This window comes from Cutibacterium modestum, from assembly GCF_008326345.1.
GTDB lineage: Bacteria > Actinomycetota > Actinomycetes > Propionibacteriales > Propionibacteriaceae > Cutibacterium > Cutibacterium modestum.
The window spans coordinates 1-6,432 of record NZ_BJEN01000006.1 but is presented as its reverse complement, the minus strand read 5'-3'; the positions used below and the strand labels follow the sequence as shown (position 1 = coordinate 6,432).

7 protein-coding genes and 1 pseudogene are annotated in these 6,432 nt (G+C 57.6%); 5 read left to right on the top strand and 3 right to left on the bottom strand.

The window, feature by feature from the left end:
- Window positions 1-111: pseudogene (locus F1563_RS13280) on the bottom strand (alanine dehydrogenase); the annotation flags it as partial.
- A 281-nt stretch (window positions 112-392) separates the two neighbouring features.
- Between F1563_RS13280 and F1563_RS13275 the strand changes: the two are divergent.
- The 3 genes from F1563_RS13275 (at window position 393) to F1563_RS13265 (ending at window position 2,506) form a co-directional block, all read left to right on the top strand.
- Window positions 393-1,892, top strand: coding sequence for an amino acid permease (locus tag F1563_RS13275; RefSeq protein WP_002528501.1), 1,500 nt, complete (start codon window positions 393-395; stop codon window positions 1,890-1,892).
- Window positions 1,893-2,007: 115 nt separating this feature from the next.
- Window positions 2,008-2,223, top strand: a complete 216-nt coding sequence (locus F1563_RS14960) for an SOS response-associated peptidase family protein (RefSeq protein ID WP_330130679.1) — start codon at window positions 2,008-2,010, stop codon at window positions 2,221-2,223.
- 133 nt (window positions 2,224-2,356) lie between these two features.
- Window positions 2,357-2,506, top strand: coding sequence for an SOS response-associated peptidase (locus F1563_RS13265; RefSeq protein ID WP_220332197.1), 150 nt, complete (start codon window positions 2,357-2,359; stop codon window positions 2,504-2,506).
- Between the two features lie 403 nt (window positions 2,507-2,909).
- Here F1563_RS13265 and F1563_RS13260 read toward each other — a convergent pair whose 3' ends face one another.
- Window positions 2,910-3,197: a hypothetical protein gene (locus F1563_RS13260; protein WP_002528497.1), complete on the bottom strand. Its 288-nt coding sequence runs from the start codon at window positions 3,195-3,197 to the stop codon at window positions 2,910-2,912.
- A gap of 350 nt (window positions 3,198-3,547) precedes the next feature.
- Window positions 3,548-3,679 (bottom strand): hypothetical protein, encoded by a 132-nt coding sequence (locus F1563_RS13250; protein WP_002528495.1) that lies wholly within the window; start codon window positions 3,677-3,679, stop codon window positions 3,548-3,550.
- Window positions 3,680-3,958: 279 nt separating this feature from the next.
- On the opposite strand from F1563_RS13250, the gene F1563_RS13245 reads away from it, so the two are divergent.
- On the top strand, window positions 3,959-5,134 hold the full coding sequence (locus F1563_RS13245; RefSeq protein WP_002546637.1) for a L,D-transpeptidase: 1,176 nt from the start codon (window positions 3,959-3,961) through the stop codon (window positions 5,132-5,134).
- Window positions 5,135-5,374: 240 nt separating this feature from the next.
- Window positions 5,375-6,432: SH3 domain-containing protein (locus tag F1563_RS13240; RefSeq protein ID WP_149302774.1), on the top strand; the 1,058-nt coding region annotated here is incomplete at its 3' end.

The following is a 6,432-nucleotide window of genomic DNA, read 5'->3' as shown; positions in this document are numbered from 1 at the left end:
AGCCTGAACCAACACCTCATGACCATGACCCACCAACGCATGAACACCCGCCGGCGTCACAGCCACACGAAACTCATTATTCTTAACCTCAGCAGGAACACCAACACGCATACCTTCTGCTCCTTTGCAGTCATCCCGAGATCACCCTCGGGGGATCAGCACCGGTGCCGACCCATGATCGATCTTACGCGTTGTCCATGTCATTGCCCCAGCTCCCCCATCACAAGTGACAGAGACCAACCTTCCATTCCACATATTGTGATGCCTGCCACATCTGAACACCTCTTTATCAGCGACCAGCCCCAGTGAACCTAAAAACGTCTAGAGTTACGTTGGTCCTCTTCTTCTGCAACGACGCAAACGGAGGCACCGTCGATACCGGGAGTGTGTAGATGACCCACATAGATAGCGCCACCCAGGTCACAGCTCCGACTAGGGAGCCAGCTGAAGAGCTCCAGCTTCAGCGCGACCTCAAGAACCGGCATCTCCAACTCATCGCCATTGGTGGTGCCATTGGAACAGGGCTCTTTCTGGGATCTGGAAAGACTATCTCCCTAGCAGGGCCATCCATCTTGCTGGTCTACCTCGTCATCGGAGCAGTGCTCTTTTTCGTCATGCGGGCCATGGGGGAGCTACTGCTGTCGAACCTGGCCTACAAATCCTTCGCCGACTTCGCAACAGACCTTATTGGCCCCGGAGCCGGGTTCTACATGGGCTGGACATACTGGATGTGTTGGGTCGTCATAGGTAATGCCGACACCATCGCGATGTGTGGATACCTGGCTGCCTGGTTCCCTAACCTCGATAAATGGATACCTGCCACCTGCATCGTCTTACTGTTGACCTGTCTCAATATGGTCGCAGTAAAGCTCTTTGGTGAGATGGAATTTTGGTTTGCGATGATTAAGATCGTCACCATCATTGCATTGATCCTGGTCGGCGGCTACCTTGCAATTACCGGGTTCCAATCACCCCGCAGCGGAGTTCCGGCTGCGTCATTTTCTCATTTGTGGGACCGCGGCGGATTCTTTCCCACCGGATTCATGGGGTTCATAGCAGGTTTCCAGATCGCCATCTTCTCGTTCCAGGGTATTGAGATGGCGGGCACCGCAGCAGCGGAGACAGCCGACCCCGAGCACAATCTCCCCAAAGCTATCAATTCGATCCCGGCTCGTGTCCTTATCTTCTACGTGCTAGCCCTCGGGGTCATCATGGCAGTGCAGCCGTGGGACCTCATCAATCCGCAAGCGAGCCCTTTCGTCGAAATGTTTAGCTTCATTGGGATCCTTATCGCCTTCCATATCGTCAACTTCGTTGTGCTCACCTCGGCTGCATCATCAGCAAACTCAGGAGTTTTTTCCACCTCCCGAATCCTCTACGGGCTTGCGCGCGAGAAAGATGCCCCACCAGTCTTTGCTAAATTGTCTAGCCGCCATATTCCTCGCAATTCTCTTATCCTCACTGCGGTATGCATTTCTCCTGCCATCGTCCTCGTCACCCTTGAAAACTCAGTTATGGATGCGTTCTCTCTGGTAGCAGGAGTTTCCTCGGTACTCTATCTGTCGGTGTGGGGACTCATCTTGGTCTGCTACCTCATGTACCTACGCAAGCATCCCGAACGCCATGCCGAATCAGCCTTCAAGATGCCTGCTGGCCGCGTGATGTCATGGTTCGGCATTATCTTCTTCATTACCATCCTCATTATGTTGGGATTTTCAGCAGATTCTCGTCAGGCCCTTTTCGCCGCTCCTATCTGGGTGGTATTTATGGTAGTGCTATATCGCCTTTTGGCTTCTACTCGCGCTAACCACACTCGTATCGATTTCGACGTCGAGCGCATCCGTGCCCTCGAAGAACTCCGCCGCACGCAGGAGAACGAGCACCAAGTTTGACCGTGGCAATGTAGCCCACATGCGTAGAGGCTTCAGCCTCGACATGGACAGCGACGAAATTGCAAACCTCTGCCACAGCAAACTCGTGGTATCGTAGTAGCTGATTTCTTCCTTCGTGAGTCGTCCCAGCTTTTCACCGGAGCGACTCACAATTTTTCTCCCCCGTGGGGTGGGGTTTCTGACCAGGTTGGCGAAGGAGTCCGAGCCACGTCCCATCAACGCCCGGTTCGAGACCGTCGCCGGGAATGGGATATTCCGCGCGACCATGGCCTCCCGGCAGTGCATCGTCCCCATGACTGGTGTATTTCGAGTGGGCCGGGAAGCGCGGTGACAAAAATCCCCATTACGTACATAGGCCTGGGCTCTTAAGTGCCGCGGCCACCGCCACGACGTGAAAAATCACCAACAGGTTCGAAACGACGACGGCGATTATCACCGCGCCTTCCCGCGTTACCGCCAGGCAGGTGCATGACGGGATGCGAGCCTTCCTCACCAAGGCGGATCTTGATGAGTGGCTCGACCCCTACCGCCTTGGTTCCATTCAGGCACGTGGCTTGGCCACCCCCATTGGCGAGGCGCGCAACACGATCGCACACAAGCTGAAGGTCGGCTAGGCGGCCCAAGGCCAGGGCGGCGACCTTCGCCGGGGTGCCTGAGCGTTCGCATTATCTGTCCCACGGGGATACGCGGACCTCTCCACCCACGATGCGAAGCGCCACAGGGTGCAATTGGACCACCCCGCTGCCAACAGGACATCTCAACAAGGTCCAGTTATCAGGGCACTTTAGGGATACTTACGGGCTCACCAAACTGAGACATGGACATATCCATGGCAATGCTCGCACCCTCGGCTCCCATATCCATCATTCCAATGGCCCTCTTGGAGTCGTCGAGCCAGTAGGTGGCTTTTATACTCTGGTTGAAGGCGGCTGCCACCTCACCCCCACCCACCTTGGCAGGACCAAAACGACGTCGAACCTATGCCCGCGGAGTTCCTTGCCCACATAGGCCACCGAATCAATACCTTGCTAGGCTTGCGATGATCTCAAGAGCGTCCGCTTGCCCCACGCCGTTACCACTGTGAGCAGACTTGACCCACTTCGAGCTGCTTTTTTCGTAGACATCCTTGTCAAGGATGACAAGATCGGCCTTTTTGCCCTCGCCCAGGTGCGGACATCGAAACGTGAGCCTTAGGCTTGCCTGATCACGGCCGTCATAGTCGGAAGACAGTTTGATAGCGCGTTTATCCTCAGGTATTGCGACGCTCATGGAACCATCCATGTGATACGTCGTCATCTTCTTCATGCCGCTGACCAAGGCATGAGAAAAATCGTTCTTATTGGCCTTTCTCTTGGTGAAAATCGGATCAGATGAGGGAGTGGGGTAGCACTAGCGACCGCATTCGTTGCTCCAGCGGCCTTTGTCTCATCGCCGTGGCTACCGTATGCCGCCAGGGACAGACTCGCCGCAGCAATCACGGCGATGGCTACAGCAATCACAGGAGTTCTTGAAACAAATCGCATAGGAATATCGCATAAGAATCACGGATCGAGAAGTACCACCCCTTCTGTGGGAATACTAGTTATGCTTGTGGGCTCTGATGGAACTCAAGACCTGCATCGGGCAGCCCACCACTCAGCAACTCATACAACACCTCAGCCCAGCAAGCAGCACCACCAGAGGGTAATGATGGTGACACCGACAATCGTCACAACGACGACGATAAGCCACGTCAGCCAGTCAGGACGCCTACGCACCGCAAGCTGTTCGTCACTGTCATCATGCATGGGAAACCTCCAAGCCGGGACGCATGAGGGGATGCTCATGTAAGCGTAGCTTCGCGCCACAACTACCCCGATCCGGTCGATCAGTATCCAGCGAGCGACGCCCCAGATGACGTATCAACGTTTGGGGAGTTGCCAGTGCCGCGCTATATCATGTATGAAGTTCATCTTCCCCAGAAATGGATCCAGAGTTCTCATTTCGTGCACACAAGTATGGAGGTACTCGTGCCATCGAGTCTGACCCGTCGTTCGGTTCTGGCTACAGGTGCCATCGCTCTGCCAATGACAGCTGCGTCCTGCGCCAAGACCTCCCTTGGTGAGAATGGTTTTGGCTCCAGTGGAAACTCAGGAAACGGCGGCAACTCGGCCACCCCAACACCTACTCCCACCCCAACGCCTGCCGCTCTGACGATCACCGCAGATCACCCGATCACCGAGCTCCAGCCAGGTGATGCGCTGAAGTTTACTGTCGCCAATGGAGCCCTCAAGGACGTCGAAGTCACAAATTCCGAAGGCGGCGAGGTCAAAGGCACCCTCAAAGACGCTGTGTGGACCCCGTCGAAACCCTGGAACCTCAACAGCTCCTACACCCTCACTGCGACCCTCTCGAATACCGACCCCCATGCTGGCCCAACGACGACGGTGACCAAGAAGGTCAAGAGCGTTGATGGCGACGTCAACGTCGTCGAGATGCTCTATGACGACGCCTCGGTTGGCATCGGCATGCCCGTCATCATCAAGTTCGAGCACGAGGTCATCGACGCTAGTATGCGCGCCAAAATCCAGAAGGCCATGCAAATCGATGTCTCTCCGAAGCAGGAAGGATCGTGGGGATGGATCGACCAGACCCAGTTGATGTGGCGCCCTAAGGACTTTTGGAAGGCCGGCACGAAGGTCAGCGTGCGCGGCAACCTCACCGGTCTGCCGACCTCCAGCCACCGATGGATCACCCATGACGTCGAGGGCTCCTTCCAGGTCGGCGATGCGCGAATCATCAAGATCTACATCGACGACCACAAGATGGACGTCCTCCGCGACGGTAAAATTGTGCGCACTATCCCGGTGACTACCGGTAAGCCTGGTGCAACCACCACTACTCGGTCTGGCACTAAAGTCATTATCGAGCGCGATGCCACGAAGGTCATGGACTCCTCAACGGTTGGTATCCCTAATGGAAGTTCGGGTTACTACCACGTCAAGGTCAAGTACGCCATGCGCGTCACCTACACCGGCGAGTTCATCCACGCCGCACCGTGGTCCGAGGGCTCTCAAGGCAGCGCCAATGTCTCGCATGGTTGCGTCGGGTTGTCTACCGAGAACGCCAAGTGGCTGTTTAACTTCTGCGCCGCCGGTGATCCCGTCATCAGCTCAGGTTCAAACCGGCAGTTTAAGCCTGGCGAAGGCATCGGTTGCTGGTGTTACGACTGGAGCGGCTGGCAGAAACTCAGTGCAGTCTGAGCCACTCTTCGCATACCTGGCGAAACCCTCTACCTCGATGCAAGGTAGAGGGTTTCGTTATGACAGGAGGTCTCCGCCAACTGACGGCTTCATTTGGCTCCACGACGCCGTTTCGACCCTCGTCAGCGGTGGCCTACCAGCGGTTGAGGCGACACGCTCAAACCCTCAACGTCTTTGAGACAACGGGCCATGAATTCCTAATGTCCCATCCATCCCGGAAACGCCGGGATCAAAGCCCCGATGCCTTCAATGGCGAGAGGAAGTCACACCGTGATCCGCCCTAAGCGCTCAGTCCGAGGTGCTGCCGCCACCATCGCCCTCACCTCCGGGATCAGCGTCGTTGCACCGGCCATCCTTGGCTCGGTCGCACACGCAGCAAACACGCAGACGATGTACGCGACCACGGACGTCAACGTGCGGTCTGCCTCCTCCAACTCCGGCAAAGTACTCACCGTCGCGGCACGCGGTCAGTCGGTGAAGGTCACCGGCAAAAAGGCACGCGGGTGGGTCCCCGTCGCCGTCAACGGCACCACCGGCTGGATCTATGAGCGATTCCTTACCGAAGAAAACGTCCACCCGGTGCACTTTGGCTCCGAAGCCCTACCCGGCACCATGACCGCTGCTGTTCCGGTCAACGTTCGTGGCGACGCTGCTAATGCTGGCAAGATCCTCACCGTTGCCGAGCGCGGTCAGCAGGTGCGAGTCACCGGGCGCCCTGACCGCGGGTGGGTCCCCGTCGCCGTCAACGGCAAGTCCGGATGGATTTACGGGCGCTACCTCACCATGGGGAAGGTAACCACGGCGCCCGCCAAGCCGAAAGCTGACGCCAAGAACGACTCCGCGACGAGCCGCGACCAGGATCGTCCGGCCCTTGACAGCGCCGCCACCCGCACCACCAGCGGTCTCAACATGCGCACCGCCCCCTCCCCCAACGCCAGGATCATCACCGCCCTCACGCAGGGAACCGGCGTCCACGCCACCGGCGAAGTCCACGGCAACTGGGTCCAAATCCGCGCCGACGGCCACACCGGCTGGGCATACCGCACCTACCTCACCGGCAAGCTCCCGGCGGTGAAGCCCATTACGCCCACCAAACCCGCACAACCAACCAAATCCAACAAACCAAGCACCCCTGCCAAGGACAGCGCACCCATCCACACCACCAGCGGTCTCAACGTGCACACCGCCCCCTCCCCCAACGCCAGGATCATCACCGCCCTCACGCAGGGAACCGGCGTCCACGCCACCGGCGAAGTCCACGGCAACTGGGTCCAAATCCGCGCCGACGGCCACACCGG

Bases quoted from the DNA above. Each gene is read 5' to 3' on its own strand.
- F1563_RS13275 (WP_002528501.1), top strand. From the start codon at position 393: ATGACCCACATAGATAGCGCCACCCAGGTCACAGCTCCGACTAGGGAG.
- F1563_RS13260 (WP_002528497.1), bottom strand. From the start codon at position 3,197: ATGAAGAAGATGACGACGTATCACATGGATGGTTCCATGAGCGTCGCA.
- F1563_RS13250 (WP_002528495.1), bottom strand. From the start codon at position 3,679: ATGCATGATGACAGTGACGAACAGCTTGCGGTGCGTAGGCGTCCTGAC.
- F1563_RS13245 (WP_002546637.1), top strand. From the start codon at position 3,959: ATGACAGCTGCGTCCTGCGCCAAGACCTCCCTTGGTGAGAATGGTTTT.